The sequence below is a fragment of the Klebsiella sp. 141198 genome (genome assembly GCF_050600785.1).
In the GTDB taxonomy this organism is placed as follows: Bacteria; Pseudomonadota; Gammaproteobacteria; order Enterobacterales; family Enterobacteriaceae; genus Klebsiella; species Klebsiella aerogenes.
In genome coordinates, this window is sequence record NZ_JAQIRM010000009.1 from 65537 (window position 1) to 85360 (window position 19824).

18 protein-coding genes are annotated in these 19824 nt (G+C 52.1%); 1 reads left to right on the forward strand and 17 read right to left on the reverse strand.

What is annotated here, in order from left to right; all coding sequences use genetic code 11:
* Positions 1–206: 206 nt before the first annotated feature.
* From PGR10_RS23960 to asnC, 17 genes are all read right to left on the reverse strand, one after another.
* Positions 207–1964: an amidohydrolase gene (locus PGR10_RS23960; RefSeq protein WP_087858864.1), complete on the reverse strand. Its 1758-nt coding sequence runs from the start codon at positions 1962–1964 to the stop codon at positions 207–209.
* Between the two features lie 52 nt (positions 1965–2016).
* Positions 2017–2916, reverse strand: a complete 900-nt coding sequence (locus tag PGR10_RS23965; RefSeq protein WP_430924227.1) for an AraC family transcriptional regulator — start codon at positions 2914–2916, stop codon at positions 2017–2019.
* A gap of 167 nt (positions 2917–3083) precedes the next feature.
* Positions 3084–4913 carry a glutamine--fructose-6-phosphate transaminase (isomerizing) gene (gene glmS, locus PGR10_RS23970; RefSeq protein ID WP_430924228.1) on the reverse strand — a complete coding sequence of 610 codons (1830 nt, stop codon included), beginning with the start codon at positions 4911–4913 and terminating at the stop codon, positions 3084–3086.
* Positions 4914–5098: 185 nt separating this feature from the next.
* Positions 5099–6469: a bifunctional UDP-N-acetylglucosamine diphosphorylase/glucosamine-1-phosphate N-acetyltransferase GlmU gene (gene glmU, locus PGR10_RS23975; RefSeq protein WP_430924229.1), complete on the reverse strand. Its 1371-nt coding sequence runs from the start codon at positions 6467–6469 to the stop codon at positions 5099–5101.
* 704 nt (positions 6470–7173) lie between these two features.
* The gene (locus tag PGR10_RS23980; RefSeq protein ID WP_015703917.1) at positions 7174–7593 is read right to left on the reverse strand and encodes a F0F1 ATP synthase subunit epsilon; all 420 of its coding nucleotides are present in this window, start codon (positions 7591–7593) and stop codon (positions 7174–7176) included.
* A gap of 20 nt (positions 7594–7613) precedes the next feature.
* The gene (gene atpD, locus PGR10_RS23985) at positions 7614–8996 is read right to left on the reverse strand and encodes a F0F1 ATP synthase subunit beta (protein ID WP_015369008.1); all 1383 of its coding nucleotides are present in this window, start codon (positions 8994–8996) and stop codon (positions 7614–7616) included.
* Between the two features lie 26 nt (positions 8997–9022).
* Positions 9023–9886 carry a F0F1 ATP synthase subunit gamma gene (atpG, locus tag PGR10_RS23990; RefSeq protein WP_015369007.1) on the reverse strand — a complete coding sequence of 288 codons (864 nt, stop codon included), beginning with the start codon at positions 9884–9886 and terminating at the stop codon, positions 9023–9025.
* Positions 9887–9936: 50 nt separating this feature from the next.
* On the reverse strand, positions 9937–11478 hold the full coding sequence (atpA, locus tag PGR10_RS23995; protein WP_015369006.1) for a F0F1 ATP synthase subunit alpha: 1542 nt from the start codon (positions 11476–11478) through the stop codon (positions 9937–9939).
* Between the two features lie 12 nt (positions 11479–11490).
* Positions 11491–12024 (reverse strand): F0F1 ATP synthase subunit delta, encoded by a 534-nt coding sequence (gene atpH / locus PGR10_RS24000; protein WP_015369005.1) that lies wholly within the window; start codon positions 12022–12024, stop codon positions 11491–11493.
* A gap of 14 nt (positions 12025–12038) precedes the next feature.
* Positions 12039–12509, reverse strand: coding sequence for a F0F1 ATP synthase subunit B (atpF, locus tag PGR10_RS24005; RefSeq protein ID WP_004107293.1), 471 nt, complete (start codon positions 12507–12509; stop codon positions 12039–12041).
* Between the two features lie 54 nt (positions 12510–12563).
* Positions 12564–12803: a F0F1 ATP synthase subunit C gene (atpE, locus tag PGR10_RS24010; protein WP_000429386.1), complete on the reverse strand. Its 240-nt coding sequence runs from the start codon at positions 12801–12803 to the stop codon at positions 12564–12566.
* 48 nt (positions 12804–12851) lie between these two features.
* Complete coding sequence (atpB, locus tag PGR10_RS24015; protein WP_015369004.1) at positions 12852–13667, reverse strand: F0F1 ATP synthase subunit A; 816 nt, start codon at positions 13665–13667, stop codon at positions 12852–12854.
* Between the two features lie 8 nt (positions 13668–13675).
* The gene (atpI, locus tag PGR10_RS24020) at positions 13676–14056 is read right to left on the reverse strand and encodes a F0F1 ATP synthase subunit I (RefSeq protein WP_015703918.1); all 381 of its coding nucleotides are present in this window, start codon (positions 14054–14056) and stop codon (positions 13676–13678) included.
* 616 nt (positions 14057–14672) lie between these two features.
* Positions 14673–15296, reverse strand: coding sequence for a 16S rRNA (guanine(527)-N(7))-methyltransferase RsmG (gene rsmG / locus PGR10_RS24025; protein ID WP_087858861.1), 624 nt, complete (start codon positions 15294–15296; stop codon positions 14673–14675).
* Between the two features lie 112 nt (positions 15297–15408).
* Positions 15409–17298 (reverse strand): tRNA uridine-5-carboxymethylaminomethyl(34) synthesis enzyme MnmG, encoded by a 1890-nt coding sequence (gene mnmG / locus PGR10_RS24030; protein ID WP_015369000.1) that lies wholly within the window; start codon positions 17296–17298, stop codon positions 15409–15411.
* A 383-nt stretch (positions 17299–17681) separates the two neighbouring features.
* Complete coding sequence (mioC, locus tag PGR10_RS24035; RefSeq protein WP_087858860.1) at positions 17682–18122, reverse strand: FMN-binding protein MioC; 441 nt, start codon at positions 18120–18122, stop codon at positions 17682–17684.
* Between the two features lie 98 nt (positions 18123–18220).
* Positions 18221–18679: a transcriptional regulator AsnC gene (gene asnC, locus PGR10_RS24040; RefSeq protein WP_015368998.1), complete on the reverse strand. Its 459-nt coding sequence runs from the start codon at positions 18677–18679 to the stop codon at positions 18221–18223.
* Between the two features lie 152 nt (positions 18680–18831).
* On the opposite strand from asnC, the gene asnA reads away from it, so the two are divergent.
* The gene (asnA, locus tag PGR10_RS24045; RefSeq protein WP_032712991.1) at positions 18832–19824 is read left to right on the forward strand and encodes an aspartate--ammonia ligase; all 993 of its coding nucleotides are present in this window, start codon (positions 18832–18834) and stop codon (positions 19822–19824) included.

Below are 19824 nucleotides of genomic sequence, written 5' to 3' on the forward strand. Positions count from 1 at the left end.
ATGACACGCAAAAATGCGTTCGACGAAAGGAAATTAAAATCAATATTTTCAATGAATTGGATTTAATTGTGACATCAGGTTTACGGCAAGATTTTACCTGTATGACAATGAAAATAAGGTTCGAAAATGACAGTCTGTCATAAAGCAGGGAAGCGGATTTTACTTCATCTCTTAAAAGGCTGCCGGGAGGCAGCCCTGAAATGACGTCACTCCGCTTGATAAACCTGACGGCCCTCAAACATCGTCCAGACGACCTTCGCGTCACGCAACTCCTCAATACTCACTTTTTCAAGATTGCGATCGAAAAGTGCAAAATCGGCGCTTTTGCCTACGGCCAGCGAACCTATTTCATCTCCCCGGCCAATCACCTTCGCCGCATTCAAAGTATAGGCCTGAAGCATCGCCTCCCGACTAATTTTCTCACTATCCGGCGGTAGCTCGCCCAACTCCCCCCTGCGCGTGACGGCCGTGTAAATAGCCAATAGCGGGTTCGCGCTGGACACCGGTAAATCACTGGCGCCGGCAATCAATGCATGGTGACGGTACAGATCGCCTGCCGGATAAAGATGAGTTAACAGAGGTGCAGGTACCTTGCCCTCCAGTAAGGTTGTCGTGGCGCCATCACCATCCTTACCGGCCCATAATAGCTGCATCGAGGCCGCAACATTAAGCTGCTGAAAACGAGGGTAGCTCTGCGGGCTGACCACTTCCAGATGGGTGATGCTATGTAGCGTCTCGCTATTACCGTTGGCTTTTCGGGCACAAGCTACGGCATCCAGCGATTCTTCAACAGCGCGATCGCCGATCGCATGAAAATGCGCGATCAGATGCTCGGCATCCGTACGGGTAATCAGCTGACAGAACCTGGTTTTATTTAACGATTCGCTGCCGCGATAGCCTGGACGATTCAAATAAGGCAGGCTCAGTTTCGCCGTTTGTGAAGGGTATTCAATGACACCGTCCTGAAAGATCTTAATCCCCGCCAGCCTGAAATCAGGGCTTTGAGAGAATTTATCGCGCAGCGCTAACACATCGTCAATAATTGAAGGCCCGGCATTAATATTCACCAACGCCAGGCCGCTAACATGGGCGGTTAGCCTATCGGCCTTAGCCAACGCCGAGTATGCGGGAAGCAAGCCTACATCGTTGCGATTAGGGCTGGCGTCAAACATCGGTGACAATGGGCGAATATTGCTTAGCGGATCCATCCAGGCAGTAATGCCGAACTGGTTCATGGCATCCGCTCCCGCAATAATGGCACGGGATAATGTCTCGTCATCAACGGCAGGGATGGCATTCATCACGAAATCCCACGCGCCTTCAGTGACAAAACCGCTGATTTTACCGTCAGCTGTCAATCCCGTTCCCGCTTTAAAAGCGCTATCTGCATGTCGGAGTTTTTCCGTTGTTAAACCCGCTTTACGTAGCATTGCCTGATTAGCCCAGCCGGTATGGGCGTCAGCGCCACCCAACACCACCGGCGTATTTTTATATTCCGGCGCATTGAATACGCTATCTAGCAGACTAATTCGATCCCAGTAATCCAACGGCACATTACTGTAGTACTGCACACCATGCAGATCGCGCTGCGGATTATCTTTATTTTTAGCGACGAAAGCACGCACTGCTGCGGCATCCTGCAAGCCGCCGGGGAATTCCAGCGTTAGCGTCTGAAAACCAGCATTAGCGACGTGGGCATGGGTATCAACCAATCCAGGCATCAGATACCGACCTTTTAGATCGATTTGCCGGGCATGCTCACCAACTAGTTTAAGGACGTCTTGGTATTTACCAACGGCAACGATTTTTTCCCCTTCAATACCAATAGCTTCAGGATGCGGATTTGACGCATCAGCGCTATAAATGTCCCCACCATATATAATTATTTTATTATCTTGCTGAGAATAAACTGAAAAAGGAGACATCGCCAGTGCACACACCAGATAAAGCATTGAGCGTTTCATTAATAACTCCGTTGCGTTTGCCAATAAAGACCAAATCAATAGTTATAAAATGTTATTCAGCTGGTGTGTTTTTCAAAGGAATACCAATATCGAAAACATAATAATCGCGAGAGACATCCGTTTCTGGATAATATTTTTCATAGCACGGGCTATCGCCTTTTAAATAACCCTGAGTATTAACCCAAGCAAATGCGATATCCCAGGCGGTATCCAAATCTTCCCCATAAACAGCAAACTTACAAATGGCATACCGCCCACTCGCTCGCGTCTGTACGGCAATTTCTCGCCCGGTTTTTACACTGCCAGCGAGTTCTACGCACACATCGGTGCGGCAACGTAACTCCGGTGTAACTTCTGGCGAATCCCAATAGAGGCAAATCATTCCTCCGGGCTGCAATGGCGTATCAGGAAACAGTGCTAACAGGTCTGCGTGCGTTTGTTGGCACGTCTCTTTCCCATACAGGCCGAATCGCCGCATATATGCCAGGCGCACTGCCGGTAAATATTCCACGCCAGCCGCGATAAAACCAGCATCATCCCATGTGCTCAACATCGCATCGGATTGAGAATAGTCGCTTTCTACAATACTGACGTTTCCAGGTTTGCTTTTCTTTTGTCTCGCAAAACGACGACGAAACTCACCGGGGGTGAGTGAAAAATGCTGACGAAAAGCTTTAGCAAAATTTTGCGAACTGGAAAATCCGATCTGCAAAGCAAGACCGGTGATATCGCCATATGGAGATTCAATCAAATGCATGGCCGCCTTTTCCATTCGCAGACGGCGAGTAAAAGCAGCCACCGTTTCCCCAACCTGAGCTTTAAAGATTCGGTGAAAATGAAAACTTGATACCGCTACTTCACTCGCTATTTCATCCAGCGTTGGATTAACACAAAGATGATCATTGATATAGTCTATTGCTTTAAAAACTTTCTTTCTGTAATCCTGCGGCATCGCTAATTATCTTTACATGTGAACCATTTTTATAATTTACGAAGAGAAATTCAATTCTGGAAAAAATAAATAAACATAGTGTGAGCTGGATATAAAAAAATCCGATAGTGTTTCATTAACACTACCGGATTTACAGATTTCACTGCCTGATTCAGTCGTATAGACCGTTACTCTACGGTCACCGATTTCGCCAGGTTACGCGGCTGGTCAACGTCGGTGCCTTTGATCAGCGCAACGTGATAAGCCAGCAGCTGCAGCGGCACGGTAAAGAAGATCGGCGCAATCACCTCTTCGACATGGGGCATCTCGATGATATGCATGTTGTCGCTGCCGCTGAAACCGGCGTCTTCATCGGCGAAGACGTACAGTTCACCACCGCGGGCGCGAACTTCTTCAATATTGGATTTCAGTTTTTCCAACAATTCGTTGTTCGGCGCCACAACGATGACCGGCATTTCGGCATCAATCAGCGCCAGCGGACCGTGTTTCAGCTCGCCCGCCGCATAAGCTTCAGCATGAATGTAGGAGATCTCTTTCAGCTTCAACGCCCCTTCCAGCGCGATCGGGTACTGATCGCCGCGGCCAAGGAACAGCGCGTGCTGCTTATCGGAGAAACGTTCCGCCAGCTGTTCGATGCGCTTATCCTGCGACAGCATCTGCTCGATACGGTTCGGCAGCGCCTGCAGGCCATGCACGATATCCTGCTCGATAGCCGCGTCCTGGCCCTTGAGACGCGCCAGTTTCGCCACCAGCATCAACAGCACGGTCAGCTGAGTGGTAAAGGCCTTGGTCGATGCCACGCCGATTTCGGTACCGGCTTTGGTCATCAACGCCAGGTCGGACTCGCGCACCAGCGAGGAGCCCGGAACGTTGCAGATAGCCAACGAACCCAGATAGCCAAGCTCTTTAGAGAGGCGCAGCGCCGCCAGGGTATCCGCCGTCTCACCGGACTGGGAGAGGGTGATCATCAGGCTGTTGCGGCGCACCGCGGATTTGCGGTAGCGGAATTCCGAAGCAATTTCGACATCGCACGGCACACCGGCTAACGCTTCGAACCAGTAACGGGAGACCATCCCGGAGTTATACGAGGTTCCGCAGGCAACAATCTGGATATGCTCAACCTGCGACAGCAGCGCGTTGGCATTCGGCCCCAGCTCGCTGAGATCGACCTCGCCATGGCTGATGCGCCCGGTCAGGGTGTTCTTAATCGCGTTCGGCTGCTCGTAAATCTCTTTCTGCATATAGTGGCGATAAATCCCCTTATCACCGGCGTCATACTGCAGATTAGATTCGATCTCCTGGCGATTCACTTCCGCGCCGGATTTATCGAAAATCACCACCGTACGACGGGTAACTTCGGCAATATCGCCCTCTTCGAGGAAGATAAAGCGGCGGGTCACCGGCAGCAGCGCCAGTTGGTCAGAAGCGATAAAGTTTTCGCCCATGCCCAGGCCAATGACCAGCGGGCTGCCTGAACGTGCCGCTAGCAGCGTCCCCGGATCGCGGGTATCCATGATCACCGTACCATAGGCGCCGCGCAGCTGCGGGATTGCGCGCAGCACGGCTTCACGCAAAGTGCCGCCCTGTTCCAGCTCCCAGTGCACCAGATGCGCGATAACTTCGGTATCGGTCTCAGAGACGAAGACATAGCCGCGGGACTGCAGCAGGACGCGCAGCGGCTCATGGTTCTCGATGATCCCGTTATGGACCACCGCAATGTGTTCAGAAACATGCGGATGCGCATTGCTCTCAGACGGCTCGCCGTGCGTCGCCCAGCGGGTATGGGCAATCCCGGTACCGCCGTGTAACGGTTGCTCTTCTACCGCCTGAGCCAGCATCTGAACTTTACCGAGACGACGAACGCGGGTCATATGACCTTCGTTATCGACCACAGCCAGACCGGCAGAGTCATAGCCACGGTATTCCAGACGACGTAAACCTTCGAGAAGGATTTCAGCAATATCACGCTGCGCGACTGCGCCAACAATTCCACACATAGTTAAATTTCCTGATAATGGCGATATGCCATGCGTTGTCGCTGACCTGTATTTGCCCTTTACGGGCGCCCCGAGCCTTGTAGAGAGTGGGGTTATTTTTATGGTACTGCATGCGGACGGGGACCTATATTGATCCTCTCATCCTGGTTCGCCGGGCGAACTCTCACCCGGCGACAATCTAAAAACTACTTTTTCTTCACCGGACGCTGCCAGCCCTGTTTGTGGACCTGCGGCACGCGACTTAACACCAGTTCGTTGTCAGCGATATTACGCGTGACGGTGGTGCCCGCGGCAATCGTCACGCCATTACCAACGCTGACCGGCGCGACCAGTTGCGTATCAGAACCGACAAACACATCATCGCCGATGATCGTTTTATGCTTATTTGCGCCATCATAGTTACAGGTGATAGTACCCGCGCCGATATTAACGTTGTCGCCAATTTCAGCATCGCCGAGATAGGAGAGATGACCTGCCTTCGAACCTTTGCCCAGACGCGCTTTCTTCATTTCGACAAAGTTGCCGACGTGAGCGCCTTCCAGCAGCTCAGCCCCCGGACGCAGACGCGCAAACGGGCCGATGGTGCAGGCGGCCTGCAACTGCGCATCTTCAACCACGCTATACGGGCTGATTTCGCAGTCATCACCGATGACGCTGTCTTTGATGACGCAGCCGGCGCCGATCTTCACGCGATCGCCCAGCACGACATGACCTTGCAGAATAACGTTAGTATCAATTTCGACATCGCGCCCGTGTTTCAGCACGCCGCGCAGATCGAAACGCGCCGGGTCGCGCAGCATCACGCCCGCCAGCAGCAGCTTTTCCGCCTGCTCTGACTGATATACTCGTTCCAGACGCGCGAGTTGCAGGCGGTTGTTCACCCCTTCAACTTCGCTCAGACGCTGAGGATGCACCGCAACGATCTCATGACCTTCCTGATGGGCCATCGCGATAATATCGGTGATGTAGTATTCGCCCTGGGCGTTATTGTTAGTGAGCTTCGCCAACCAGCGTTTCAGGTCCGCGCCGTTAGCAACCAGAATCCCGGTATTGATCTCCTGAATCTGGCGCTGTGCTTCGCTGGCGTCTTTATGCTCAACGATGCCTGTCACCAGGCCATTTTCTCGCGTGATGCGCCCATAACCGGTTGGATCATCCAGCTTCACCGTTAACAGGCCAATACCGCCCTGCGGTTTTGCGGCGCGCAGGCGCTGTAGCGTTTCAACCGAAATCAGCGGCACATCGCCATAGAGCATCAAGATATCTTCATCATCATTGAAGAACGGCGCCGCCTGCTGCATCGCATGGCCGGTACCGAGCTGCTCTGCTTGCAGCACCCAGTTGAGGTTATCTTCATGCAGCGTTTGACGCAGCAGATCGCCGCCGTGGCCGTACACCAGGTGTACCGCGGCAGCGCCTAAATCTTTAGCCGCATCAATGACGTGCTGAACCATTGGCTTCCCGGCCAAAGTATGCAGCACCTTAGGAAGATCGGAATACATGCGGGTCCCTTTGCCTGCGGCAAGGATAACCACGCTCATCGCACTGTTTGACATACGCATCCTGACAGCTGTTAGAACGAAAAGTAAAAGCCTTTCACGTTGAAATTGCTACATATTTTTCATCATGAAACGAGACGTGGAGAAAACGTCCAGGCTCAATGCTATACACCATTTTAGGGCGCTATTTTTCACCATCGCAAATCAGTTTAACGCTGAAAAACGATGATAGTGAGGGAGATAGTCTTCTATCTCACTGCTTTTGCTGTTTTTTTGTCACCTGAATAAAGCAGTGTTTACCGTTGTCGCTGATAAACCGTAAGTTTATAACCTGACAGAATTTTAGCCTGTCCCGGGCGGGAAAGGTCAATGAGTTTGGGCTGGAAAGTGGTTAAAGAGAGGCATAAAAAGCAAAGAGGCCACCCTCGGGTGACCTCTTTTCCGTTGTTTCACATCGCATGTGTTGTCGTTTTGATGAGCGATAGTGCGTGAAAGCAGGACGGTAGAGCGGCGATCAGAAGCTCAGGGCGCTAAATTTGGCGATGATTTTGTGGAACAGTTTCATGATGATTTCCAGATTGCAGGTGCGGTTTGACAGTGTTTTTTTGTGATTTGCATCACAAAAATCAGTCTACGCTTCATCATTTAACTAATCAATAACAATTAAGGGGGAGTGTGTTTTGTCCGACGTCACCGCTGTCGTATTAAGCATAAAAAAAGCCAGTCTGTTGCCAGACTGGCTTTTAGCTTTCAAGCCGGTGTTACATCGCTTTTTTGGTCAATTCGATAACGCGCAGTTTAGCGATCGCTTTGGCCAGTTCCGCGGACGCCTGAGCGTAATCCACGTCGCCGTGAGAGCTCTTGATGTGCTCTTCCGCTTTACGTTTCGCTTCCAGGGCTCGCGCTTCGTCGAGGTCCTGACCGCGAATTGCCGTATCGGCCAGAACGATCACGTTGCCCGGTTGCACTTCAAGAATGCCGCCGGACAGATAGATAAACTCTTCGTGACCGAACTGTTTAACGATGCGAATCATACCAGGCTTAATGGCGGTGAGCAGCGGGGCGTGACCCGGGAAAATACCCAGTTCACCTTCGCTACCCGTTACCTGGATTTTCTCGACCAGGCCAGAGAACATTTGTTTCTCTGCGCTGACGACATCCAGGTGGTAAGTCATTGCCATATCACCCTCCGATTAAGGCGTTAAAGTTTTTTGGCTTTTTCCACGGCTTCTTCGATGGAACCGACCATGTAGAACGCCTGCTCCGGCAGGTGATCGTATTCGCCTTCCATGATGCCTTTAAAGCCACGGATGGTGTCTTTCAGCGAAACGTATTTGCCCGGGGAACCGGTAAATACTTCTGCTACGAAGAACGGCTGGGACAGGAAGCGCTGGATCTTACGAGCGCGAGCTACCACCAGTTTATCTTCTTCAGACAGTTCATCCATACCCAGGATGGCGATGATGTCTTTCAGTTCCTGATAACGCTGCAGCAGGGACTGTACGCCACGCGCGGTGTCGTAGTGTTCCTGACCAACAACCAGCGGATCCAGCTGACGGCTGGTGGAATCCAGCGGGTCAACGGCCGGGTAGATACCCAGAGACGCGATCTGACGGCTCAGTACCACGGTTGCGTCAAGGTGCGCAAAGGTGGTTGCTGGGGACGGGTCAGTCAAGTCATCCGCAGGAACGTATACCGCCTGAACGGAGGTGATAGAACCGGTTTTGGTGGAGGTGATACGTTCCTGCAGAACGCCCATCTCTTCCGCCAGAGTCGGCTGATAACCTACCGCTGAAGGCATACGGCCCAGCAGTGCAGATACTTCGGTACCGGCCAGGGTGTAACGATAGATGTTATCGACGAACAGCAGAACGTCACGACCTTCGTCACGGAATTTCTCAGCCATGGTCAGACCGGTCAGCGCAACGCGCAGACGGTTTCCCGGCGGCTCGTTCATCTGGCCGTAAACCAGGGATACTTTATCCAGAACGTTGGAGTCGGTCATTTCGTGGTAGAAGTCGTTACCCTCACGAGTACGCTCACCTACGCCCGCAAACACGGAGTAACCGGAGTGCTCGATCGCGATGTTACGGATCAGCTCCATCATGTTTACGGTTTTACCTACACCCGCACCACCGAACAGACCAACTTTACCGCCCTTAGCGAACGGACACATCAGGTCGATAACTTTGATACCGGTTTCCAGCAGTTCCTGAGAGCTGGACAGCTCTTCATAGGAAGGCGCCGCGCGGTGGATAGCCCAACGTTCTTCTTCGCCGATGTCGCCTTTCATGTCGATCGGCTGACCCAGGACGTTCATGATACGGCCCAGAGTCGCTTTACCTACCGGGACTTCGATCGGGTGCTCGAGGTCTTTAACTTCCAGACCACGACGCAGACCGTCGGAAGAACCCATGGCGATAGCACGAACTACGCCACCGCCGAGCTGCTGCTGAACTTCCAGCACCAGGCTCTCATTACCATTCTGTACCTCAAGGGCATCGTACACGCGTGGTACGGCATCCTGAGGGAACTCGACGTCGACCACGGCGCCGATTACCTGGACAATCTTTCCAGTAGCCATCTTAAATCCTCTACGAAATAACCTGGTTAAACCGCGGCGGCCCCCGAGACGATCTCGGTGAGTTCCTGAGTAATGCTGGCCTGACGAGCTTTGTTGTATACCAACTGCAGCTCTTTAATCAGGCTGCCGCCATTATCGGTCGCGGCTTTCATCGCCACCATACGGGCGGCCTGCTCGCTGGCCAGGTTTTCTACCACGCCCTGATAAACCTGAGATTCCACATAACGACGCAGGAGGGTATCCAGCAGCGCTTTCGGATCGGGCTCATACAGGTAATCCCAGGACTTACGTTTCAGATCATCATCTTCTGAAGCCGGTAACGGCAGCAGCTGAGTGATGGTCGGAGCCTGAGACATGGTGTTAATAAATTTGTTGCTGACAACGTAAAGCTTGTCCAGACGGCCTTCATCGTAGGCCTGCAACATCACTTTTACCGGGCCGATCAGTTCGGACAGGGACGGGTTATCACCCATACCGGTCACCTGGGCCACAATATTGCCGCCCACGGAGTTAAAGAAAGACACGCCTTTAGAGCCGATCATTGCGAGGTCGCACTGAACGCCTTTATCGGACCATGCTTTCATATCCGCCAGCAGTTTTTTGAACAGGTTAATGTTCAAGCCACCGCACAGACCACGGTCGGTCGACACCACCAGGTAGCCCACGCGTTTAACGTCGCGTTCTTCCAGGTACGGGTGCTTATATTCCAGATTACCGTTCGCAAGGTGACCAATCACTTTGCGCATAGTATCTGCATATGGACGGCTGGCCGCCATGCGATCCTGCGTTTTACGCATTTTGGAGGCGGCGACCATCTCCATCGCTTTGGTGATCTTTTGCGTGTTCTGGACGCTTGCGATCTTACTACGTATCTCTTTTGCGCCGGCCATGAGCTTCTCCTCAATGCCTTGCGGCCTGCCCTAAGGCAAGCCGCCAGACTTTACCAGGACTGGGTTGCTTTGAAGGAGTCGAGGATGCCTTTCAGCTTGCCTTCGATCTCGTCGTTATAGCCACCGGTCTGGTTAATCTCTTGCATCAGCGGAGCGTGGTCACGGTCAACGTAAGCCAGCAGAGCGGCTTCGAAACTACCGATTTTCGCCAGTTCCACATCTTCGAGGTAACCGCGTTCAGCAGCGAACAGTACCAGGCCCTGCTGTGCTACAGACATAGGTGCATACTGTTTCTGTTTCAGCAGTTCGGTCACTTTCTGACCGTGGCTCAGCTGCTTACGAGTCGCTTCGTCCAGATCGGATGCGAACTGAGAGAACGCAGCCAGTTCACGATACTGCGCCAGCGCGGTACGGATACCACCGGACAGTTTCTTGATGATCTTGGTCTGAGCAGCACCACCAACACGGGATACGGAGATACCCGGGTTAACCGCCGGACGAATACCGGAGTTGAACAGGTTGGTTTCCAGGAAGATCTGACCATCGGTAATGGAAATTACGTTGGTCGGAACGAATGCGGAAACGTCACCAGCTTGCGTCTCGATAATCGGCAGCGCAGTCAGGGAGCCGGTTTTACCTTTAACTTCACCATTGGTGAACTTCTCAACGTATTCCGCGTTAACGCGGGATGCGCGCTCCAGCAGACGGGAGTGGAGGTAGAACACGTCGCCCGGGAATGCTTCACGTCCTGGCGGACGACGGAGCAGCAGGGAAACCTGACGGTAAGCAACAGCCTGTTTAGACAGGTCATCGTAAACGATCAGCGCATCTTCACCGCGGTCGCGGAAGTATTCGCCCATTGCGCAACCGGCATACGGCGCCAGGTATTGCAGTGCAGCAGATTCAGAAGCGGTAGCCACAACAACGATAGTGTTGGACAGCGCGCCGTGCTCTTCCAGTTTACGCACCACGTTAGAGATAGTGGACGCTTTCTGGCCGATAGCTACGTATACGCACTTGATGCCGGAATCACGCTGGTTGATGATCGCATCGATTGCCATCGCGGTTTTACCGGTCTGACGGTCACCGATGATCAGCTCACGCTGGCCACGGCCGATTGGAATCATGGCATCAACAGATTTGTAACCGGTCTGTACCGGCTGGTCTACGGATTGACGATCGATAACGCCCGGAGCGATAACTTCGATTGGCGAGAAACCATCGTGCTCAACAGGACCTTTACCGTCAATTGGCGCACCCAGGGTGTTCACCACGCGGCCTAACAGACCACGACCGACCGGAACTTCCAGAATACGGCCAGTACACTTAACCTTCATGCCTTCGGCGAGGTCAGCATACGGACCCATCACAACCGCACCAACGGAGTCGCGCTCCAGGTTCAGTGCGATAGCGTAACGGTTACCCGGCAGGGAGATCATTTCACCCTGCATACAATCGGCCAGGCCGTGGATGCGGATAACACCGTCACTTACAGAAACAATAGTACCTTCGTTGTGAGCTTCACTCACAACATTGAACTGAGCAATGCGCTGCTTGATCAGTTCGCTGATTTCGGTGGAATTCAGTTGCATGCTCCAGTCCCCTTAAGACTGCAAGACGTCTGCCAGGCGATCAAGACGGCCGCGTACGCTACCATCAATGACCATATCACCCGAACGGATGATAACTCCTGCCATAACAGACTTATCGATTTTGCAATTCAGCTTAACTTTGCGTGACAGACGCTTTTCCATCGCGCCGGAGATCTTCGCAAGCTGTTCTTCACTCAGTTGGTTGGCAGAAATAACATCTACCTCTGCGATGGCCTCGCTGGCCGCACGCAGGTGAATGAACTGCTCAAGAACATCCGGGAGCACCTTCAAACGACCATTTTCAGCCATCACCCGAATCAGGTTCTGACCATTTTCGTCGAGTTGCTCGCCGCAGATAGCGATAAACGCATCTGAGAGCGTTTCCGGCGCCAGGGCACCGGAGAGAAGCTCTGCCATTTGTTCGTTTTTAGTCACTTCAGCGGCAAACGCCAGCATATCCTGCCAGCGCTCAACACTTTTGTGTTCGACGGCAAAGTCAAAAGCTGCTTTGGCGTAGGGGCGAGCTACCGTTACAAATTCAGACATCAGCCCCTCCCTCCTTACAGTTCAGCGACAAGTTTATCCACGATGTCGCTGTTAGCAGCTTCATCCACGGAACGTTCGATGATCTTCTCGGCGCCAGCAACAGCCAGGATAGCAACCTGCTTACGCAGTTCTTCGCGAGCACGTTTACGTTCGGCATCGATTTCAGCCTGCGCCTGTGCGACGATTTTGGTGCGTTCCTGTTCTGCTTCAGCTTTAGCTTCGTCCAGAATCTGAGAGCGACGCTTGTTCGCTTGCTCGATGATTACCTGGGCTTCCGCTTTCGCTTTTTTCAGCTGGTCGGTCGCGTTGGCCTGTGCAAGGTCCAAATCTTTCTTAGCGCGTTCTGCAGAAGCTAAACCGTCAGAAATTTCTTTCTGGCGCTTTTCGATGGCAGCCATTAACGGCGGCCATACGTACTTCATGCAGAACCATACGAAGATAACAAACGCGATGGCCTGGCCGAGGATTGTTGCGTTCATGTTCACAGCACAATACCTCTTAAATTAACTCTGTGGCTTAGGTTTCTTTCGAACAACTTACTACGCGACAGCAAACATCACGTACAGACCCAGACCTACAGCGATCATCGGGATAGCATCCACCAGACCCATAACGATAAAGAACTGAGTACGCAGCAGAGGAATCAGATCCGGTTGACGCGCTGCGCCTTCCAGGAATTTACCCCCGAGGATGCCGATACCGATCGCAGCACCGATTGCCGCCAGACCCATCATCACAGCGGCAGCCATGTACAGCAGATCCATATTCAGGTTTTCCATGACAGTCTCCAGTTTGTTTCAGTTAAAACGTAGTAGTGTTGGTAAAAATCAATGCTCTTCGGATGCCATCGACAGATAGACAATCGTCAGAACCATGAAGATGAAGGCTTGCAGCGTAATAATCAGGATGTGGAAAATGGCCCAAGGCACATTCAGAATCCACTGTGACCACCACGGCAACAGACCAGCAATCAGAATGAAAATCAGCTCACCGGCATACATGTTGCCGAACAGTCGCAGACCGAGAGAAACCGGTTTGGACAGCAGGCTTACCCCTTCAAGGATTAAGTTGACAGGAATGAACGCCCAGTGATTGAACGGCTGCATGGTCAGTTCTTTAACGAACCCACCAACGCCTTTCATTTTGATGCTGTAGAAAATAATCAGGATGAACACGCCAAGCGCCATCGACAGGGTGATGTTCACGTCAGCAGACGGAACCACGCGCAGTGCAGGCAGGCCGAAAATGTGTTCGCCGATATAAGGAATCAGGTCGATTGGCAGCAGGTCCATCAGGTTCATCAGGAATACCCAGACGAACACGGTAAGCGCCAGCGGCGCGATGACCTTGCTCTTGCCATGGTACATGTCTTTGACGCTGCCATGGACGAAGCCGATGATCATTTCGATGAAGGTTTGGAATTTCCCTGGTACGCCGCTGGTCGCTCTCTTAGCAACGCTACGGAACATGGCAAGGAACAGCAGACCGAGAACCACCGAGAAAAACATGGAGTCAATATTGAGCGTCCAGAAGGTGGCTGGGGGGTTGTGCGGATCCACCAGCGAGAATGTACGTAGGTCCAACTGAAGGTTGTTCAGATGGTGTCCTATGTAATCCTGCGGCGTCATATTTTCTGAAGCCATGATGCCTTTTACCCTTTGTTGTTAATTACAGCTGGAGCCAGAATTTGTACCACCAGCACCAAAACCCACGTCACTATCAGCGGCAAAAATACCACTTCAAAAACCGCCAGCGCCATCGCCAGTAGGGCGAAGGTCAGCAACACCTTGAATGCTTCACCGAAGGCGAAGGTCCAGGCCACTCGGCCTTGTGCTGGTGTATGCGCCTGATGGCGCCAGGCAAAAATCATAAACAACGCGTTTGGCAAAACGACTGCCAAACCTCCGCATATGGCGGAGATGCCCCAGAAGGGGTCTTTGAGGCTGAACAGCAGTCCACTTGCTATTACTGCCAGTAACTGAATAAACAGAAGCTTTCGAGCAACGTTTCGACTCACGAGCGACATAGACATCACGTTTTTACTCCTGCTCCCTTCGAGGTATGCCGCGTGTCGTATAAAACGTTCTTTAAGACCAAGAGTCAAGCGTCAAAAAGCGGACAAATTATACGGTGACAACACGTGATTTCAAACATTAAGTAGCAAAATAGTGAATAAATGTTTAATTATTTTCTGAGCGGCAATTTTTCATGCATTTCGTCAATCAGTGAGGGATCAACCAGAAGTGCAAATAATGAGAAAACGCGGCCATTAAAGCGTGCATTAGATCACATAATAAACATTTTCGGTGCAATCGAATTAAATCTGTACAGAATCAGTAAGTTTTCATCTTTTTGATATTCAAGATAAAAAGTGAGGTCTTTTTGTAAAACAACCCCACATACAATAAAAACCTTTTATTGACATTTATAATAAAAATTTAACATCAATATGAACTGACAGTTCATCGATTTTTAGCACCCTGATATTTTCAAAGTTGACTATTCTGCCAGTAAACCACCACGCTAAAGTTAAACGCTAGAAAAGCCATAGTAAAAACAAGGTTAAAAGTGGCCAGATAATACCCGCAGGTAACTTTGATTTTTGTAACATGCGCAGGCCACATTTTTTCCACATTTTTTGATAAAAATTATAAGGCGTTTGGCTTAATGACCACCAAATGTCTCTCCCCTTCCAGCTGGGGTACATGGAGTTTAATCACGTCGCAAACCTGATAACCTTCTGGCAGGTCTGCCATTTCACTTTCCTGCGCCTGCCCTTTCAACGCGTAGAAATGCCCATCAGCCGCCGGCAGGTGGTGGCACCAGCTCACCATGTCGTTCAGCGAGGCAAAAGCGCGGCTAATGACGCCATCAAACGGCGGCTCTGCGGGAAACGCTTCCACACGGCTCTGCACAGGCGCGATGTTATCGAGTTTTAGCTCATGCTGGACCTGGCGCAGGAAGCGCACACGCTTGCCGAGACTATCCAGTAATGTGAAATGAGATTCCGGGCGCACGATAGCCAGCGGAATCCCCGGCAGGCCAGGACCTGTTCCCACATCGATAAAACGTGAGCCCTGTAGATACGGCGCAACGATAATGCTATCGAGGATATGGCGAACCAGCATCTCGTTAGGATCGCGAACAGAGGTCAGGTTATAGGCTTTGTTCCACTTATCCAGCAGCCCGACATAAGCCACCAGCTGATTTTTCTGGTGATCGGTGAGCGAAATACCCGCTTCGTCCAGCAGACGAGAAAGTTTGTTGAGCACGGTGAGTACCTTCTAAAAATAATGAGCCCGGAGGCGCTAACGCTACCGGGCTGTGAATTATAAAGGCGATCGCTGATTTTGCATCCGCCAAATTTGCGCGCTCTGACGGCTATCAGGCGCTGCGGCGCAGCATCCCCTGCTTTTTCAGCCACACCAGCAAAATAGAGATTGCCGCCGGAGTAATTCCGGAAATACGCGATGCCTGGCCGATCGATGACGGTTTATGGTCGTTCAGCTTGGCAATAACCTCGTTGGACAGGCCGGATACCTGACGGTAATCGAGCGTTGCCGGCAGCAAAGTATTCTCGTTGCGCTGCTGTTTTTCGATCTCGTCCTGCTGACGAGCGATATAGCCTTCGTACTTAACCTGAATCTCAACCTGCTCGGCCGCCTGTTGATCCTGCAGGCCCGGTGCGAACGGAGAAAGCTGTACCAGCTGTTCGTAGGTCATTTCTGGACGACGCAGCAGATCTTCGCCGCTGGCTTCACGCGATAGCGGCGCGGTCAGGTGAGCGTTCACTTCGGCTGCGCTTTCCGCCAGCGGGTTAACCCAGCTGGTTTTCAGGCGTTGGCGTTCACGCTCAATGCTTTCCAGTTTCTCGTTGAAACGCGCCCAGCGCTCATCGTCCACCAGCCCCAGCTCACGCCCCTGTTCAGTCAGGCGCAGATCGGCGTTGTCTTCACGCAGCATCAGGCGATATTCCGCACGGGAGGTAAACATGCGGTACGGTTCTTTAGTACCAAGTGTGCACAGATCGTCCACCAGCACGCCAAGGTAGGCCTGATCGCGACGCGGCGCCCAGCCTTCTTTTTCCGCTGAGAAGCGGGCGGCATTAAGACCGGCAAGCAGACCCTGCGCGGCGGCTTCTTCATACCCGGTAGTACCGTTGATCTGGCCGGCGAAGAACAGACCCTGAATGTATTTGCTCTCCAGCGTCGGCTTCAGGTCGCGCGGGTCAAAGAAATCGTACTCAATGGCGTAGCCAGGACGAACGATCTTCGCGTTTTCCATCCCCTGCATTGAGCGGACGATTTGCATCTGCACATCAAACGGCAGGCTGGTGGAGATACCGTTTGGATAAATTTCGTTTGAAGTTAGCCCTTCCGGTTCAAGGAAGATCTGATGCTGATTGCGATCGGCAAAGCGCATGACTTTGTCTTCGATCGACGGGCAGTAACGCGGGCCGATACCTTCAATCACCCCAGCGTACATTGGGCTGCGATCGAGGTTACTACGGATCACGTCATGGGTTTTCTCATTGGTGTGCGTGATATAGCACGGCACCTGACGCGGGTGTTGATCCGCGGATCCCATAAACGAGAAGACCGGCATCGGGTTATCGCCGTGCTGTTGCGCCAGCACGCTAAAATCGATGGTGCGCGCGTCGATACGCGGGGGAGTACCGGTTTTTAGGCGGCTTACGCGCAGCGGCAGTTCACGCAGACGGCGAGACAGCGGGATCGACGGCGGATCGCCGGCACGACCGCCGCTGTAGTTGTCCAGGCCGATGTGAATTTTACCGTCCAGGAAGGTGCCGACGGTCAATACCACCGACTTAGCACGGAACTTGAGACCCATTTGGGTTACCGCACCAACGACGCGATCGTTTTCGACAATCAGATCTTCCACCGCCTGTTGGAAGATCATCAGGTTCGGCTGGTTCTCCAGCGCGGTGCGTACCGCCTGGCGATACAACACCCGGTCGGCCTGGGCGCGGGTCGCACGGACTGCTGGGCCTTTGCTGCCGTTTAGTATCCTAAACTGAATGCCTGCCTGATCGATCGCTTTCGCCATCAGACCACCGAGCGCATCCACTTCTTTTACCAGGTGTCCCTTCCCAATGCCGCCAATCGCCGGGTTGCAGCTCATCTGCCCCAGCGTGTCGATATTGTGTGTCAAAAGCAGGGTTTGTTGGCCCATTCGCGCTGCTGCCATCGCGGCCTCAGTGCCTGCATGACCCCCGCCAATGATGATGACGTCAAAAGGATCCTGATAAAACATGGTGATCTGCCTCGCATAACGCGGTTTGAAAATGGATTGAAGCCCGGGCCGTGGATTCTACTCAACTTTGCTCTTTCGAGAAAGACTCCGGGATCCTGAGTATTAAAAAGAAGATCTTTTATTTAGAGATCTGTTCTATTGTGATCTCTTATTAGGATCGACTCTCTTTGTGGATAAGTCGGATCCACGATTTAAGATCAAACGCTTAAGAAGGATCACAATCTGTGAATGATCGGTGATCCTGTTCCGTATAAGCTGGGATCAGAATGAAGGGTTATGCACAGCTCAAAAAGCATACTTCGGTTATTCTTTGGATAACTACCGGTTGATCCAAGCTTTTGAGCAGGTTTATCCACAGAAGAAAGTGTGGATCTTTACAAAACTCAGAGTAAATCTTTCCAGGATCCCACCCAAACCTCGGCCGGATCTTCAGGAATCTCGTGTTCGAGGACATTAATTTTCAGCGTTTCGCCGATCTGTTTTGCCCCGCTGGCTTTCAATGCCGCTTCTAATTTGTCGATTGCGCCGCAAAAAGTGTCATATTCGCGGCTACCGATGCCCACCGCGCCAAAGCGAACGGCGGAAAGATCGGCCTGCTTCTCCAGCAATGCTTCATAGAAGGGGACCAGGTTGTCCGGAATATCGCCGGCGCCATGGGTAGAAGAGATAACTAACCAGATCCCTTCAGCCTGCAGATCGTCAATCAGCGGACCGTGCTGGATATCAGTGCTGTAGCCCGCTTCTTCCAGCTTTTCCGCCAGATGTTCTGCTACATATTCCGCACTGCCCAGGGTGCTGCCGCTGATAAGTGTAATGTCTGCCATGATCGCCGATCGCTCGCTCAACTATTCTGAGTGGCGTATTGTACGCTGTGAGCGAGCTGGGATCTACCTGTGGAAAAATGTGGGATTAAAAAAAGCGATCAGGGCTTGATGGTACGCATGATCGGGTTCTGCAGCACGATCAGGGTTTCAGTGGACTGAATTTCATCGATTGTTTGGATCTTGTTGATAAGTACCTGTTGTAGGGCATCGATGGATTTGCACATTACCTTAATAAAGATGCTGTAGTGGCCGGTGGTGTAGTAAGCCTCTGTCACCTCTTCCAGGCTCTCCAGCCGGGCGAGAGCGGAAGGATAGTCTTTGGCGCTCTTAAGAATAATGCCGATGAAACAGCCGACGTCATAACCGAGCTGTTTCGGGCTGACGTCGATTCTTGCCCCCGTAATAATGCCCGCCTGTTTCATTTTCTCTACGCGTACGTGAATCGTACCTGGGCTAACGCCGAACTGTTTGGCCAGTTCGGCGTAGGCAGTGCGCGCATTCGCCATTAAGGCATCAAGAATGCCGCGGTCCAGATTGTCGATCTGATAATTTTCCATTGTTTTTTCTTATGATGTTTGATGATTCTTACTATTTTAGCCTGTTAATTTAATGAATCAAAACTCAAGGCGTCTTTTTATTGATTGATTATTGAGTTCAGTGCCATTTCTGTTGCTTAATCAATATCAACAGGACGCAGGAGTGATAAAAAATGAAAACCGCATACATCGCAAAACAACGCCAGATTAGTTTCGTTAAATCCCATTTTTCCCGTCAGCTGGAAGAGAAGCTTGGCCTGATTGAAGTGCAGGCGCCGATCTTAAGCCGCGTCGGTGATGGGACGCAGGACAACTTATCCGGCTGCGAGAAAGCGGTTCAGGTAAAAGTGAAAACACTGCCAGACGCCCAATTCGAAGTGGTTCATTCACTGGCGAAGTGGAAGCGTCAAACCCTGGGACAACACGACTTCAGCGCGGGCGAAGGGCTGTACACGCACATGAAGGCCCTTCGCCCCGATGAAGACCGCCTCACCCCAATTCACTCCGTTTATGTTGACCAGTGGGACTGGGAACGCGTCATGGGCGACGGCGAACGTCATACCGGCACGCTGAAAGCGACGGTTGAGGCGATCTACGCCGGGATCAAAGCCACCGAGCTGGCGGTAAGTCAGGAATTTGGTCTGACGCCATTCCTGCCGGAACAGATCCACTTTATTCACAGTCAGGAACTGTTGAGCCGTTATCCGGATCTGGACGCCAAAGGTCGCGAGCGAGCGATCGCTAAAGAGCTTGGCGCCGTCTTCTTAATCGGTATCGGCGGTAAACTGTCTGACGGCAAGCGCCACGATGTTCGCGCGCCGGATTATGATGACTGGAGCTCGCCATCAGCGGAAGGTTTTGCCGGCCTGAACGGCGATATCCTGGTGTGGAACCCGGTGCTGGAAGATGCTTTTGAGCTTTCCTCTATGGGGATCCGTGTTGACGCCGAGGCGCTGAAGCGCCAGTTGGCGGTAACCGGCGATGAAGACCGTCTGCAACTTGAATGGCACCAGGCGCTGCTGCGCGGCGAAATGCCGCAGACTATTGGCGGCGGTATTGGCCAGTCGCGTTTAACCATGCTGTTGCTGCAGCTTGACCATATCGGCCAGGTACAGTGCGGCGTATGGCCCACGCAGGTGCGTGAAAGCGTCGCCGCTCTGTTGTAA

What these genes read in the sequence shown, in the direction of transcription:
- PGR10_RS23960 (WP_087858864.1), bottom strand. Translation starts at nt 1,964, where the DNA reads ATGAAACGCTCAATGCTTTATCTGGTGTGTGCACTGGCGATGTCTCCT.
- PGR10_RS23965 (WP_430924227.1), bottom strand. Translation starts at nt 2,916, where the DNA reads ATGCCGCAGGATTACAGAAAGAAAGTTTTTAAAGCAATAGACTATATC.
- glmS (WP_430924228.1), bottom strand. Translation starts at nt 4,913, where the DNA reads ATGTGTGGAATTGTTGGCGCAGTCGCGCAGCGTGATATTGCTGAAATC.
- glmU (WP_430924229.1), bottom strand. Translation starts at nt 6,469, where the DNA reads ATGTCAAACAGTGCGATGAGCGTGGTTATCCTTGCCGCAGGCAAAGGG.
- PGR10_RS23980 (WP_015703917.1), bottom strand. Translation starts at nt 7,593, where the DNA reads ATGGCAATGACTTACCACCTGGATGTCGTCAGCGCAGAGAAACAAATG.
- atpD (WP_015369008.1), bottom strand. Translation starts at nt 8,996, where the DNA reads ATGGCTACTGGAAAGATTGTCCAGGTAATCGGCGCCGTGGTCGACGTC.
- atpG (WP_015369007.1), bottom strand. Translation starts at nt 9,886, where the DNA reads ATGGCCGGCGCAAAAGAGATACGTAGTAAGATCGCAAGCGTCCAGAAC.
- atpA (WP_015369006.1), bottom strand. Translation starts at nt 11,478, where the DNA reads ATGCAACTGAATTCCACCGAAATCAGCGAACTGATCAAGCAGCGCATT.
- atpH (WP_015369005.1), bottom strand. Translation starts at nt 12,024, where the DNA reads ATGTCTGAATTTGTAACGGTAGCTCGCCCCTACGCCAAAGCAGCTTTT.
- atpE (WP_000429386.1), bottom strand. Translation starts at nt 12,803, where the DNA reads ATGGAAAACCTGAATATGGATCTGCTGTACATGGCTGCCGCTGTGATG.
- atpB (WP_015369004.1), bottom strand. Translation starts at nt 13,667, where the DNA reads ATGGCTTCAGAAAATATGACGCCGCAGGATTACATAGGACACCATCTG.
- atpI (WP_015703918.1), bottom strand. Translation starts at nt 14,056, where the DNA reads ATGTCTATGTCGCTCGTGAGTCGAAACGTTGCTCGAAAGCTTCTGTTT.
- mnmG (WP_015369000.1), bottom strand. Translation starts at nt 17,298, where the DNA reads ATGTTTTATCAGGATCCTTTTGACGTCATCATCATTGGCGGGGGTCAT.
- mioC (WP_087858860.1), bottom strand. Translation starts at nt 18,122, where the DNA reads ATGGCAGACATTACACTTATCAGCGGCAGCACCCTGGGCAGTGCGGAA.
- asnC (WP_015368998.1), bottom strand. Translation starts at nt 18,679, where the DNA reads ATGGAAAATTATCAGATCGACAATCTGGACCGCGGCATTCTTGATGCC.
- asnA (WP_032712991.1), top strand. Translation starts at nt 18,832, where the DNA reads ATGAAAACCGCATACATCGCAAAACAACGCCAGATTAGTTTCGTTAAA.